1 pseudogene is annotated in these 374 nt (G+C 40.6%); it reads left to right on the plus strand.

The features are described from left to right. Positions 1 to 206 (plus strand): annotated as a pseudogene (locus AB4585_RS23655) (transporter); the annotation flags it as partial. Positions 207 to 374 lie beyond the last annotated feature (168 nt).

A 374-nucleotide genomic window follows, 5' to 3' on the forward strand; every position in this document is an offset into this window, starting at 1 on the left:
GCAAAGAGGAAGCTGAGGTTGATAGACGCCAAGGTAAGTACCTAGGGCGCATGAGTCAGATCCTCGGTATTTTTATCGTGGGCATTGGTGTTTGGTTTGAGTCTTGGACTGATAAAGGGGTGTTTATCATTATTGGTTGCTTGATATTCCTTGCGGGTTGCCATCTCTATCGCAGTCGCAAGGCACCGGAACTGGTAGCGAGCTAACAAAAATTATAGCCACCTCAATGTAAGTATTGATGTATTGCTGGTGAGGTGGTTAGTGCTATTTGATTGTATAAGAATAATAAAGCCTAGAGTCCAAATATGTTCTATTTATTTCTAAGCCAATTTCACGATCAAAAGATTTGCTTAATATCTCGATAGAAGTTTTCG

Origin of the sequence: Vibrio sp. 10N.222.49.C9, assembly GCF_041474985.1 — a bacterium.
GTDB classification, from domain to species: Bacteria; Pseudomonadota; Gammaproteobacteria; order Enterobacterales; family Vibrionaceae; genus Vibrio; species Vibrio crassostreae_C.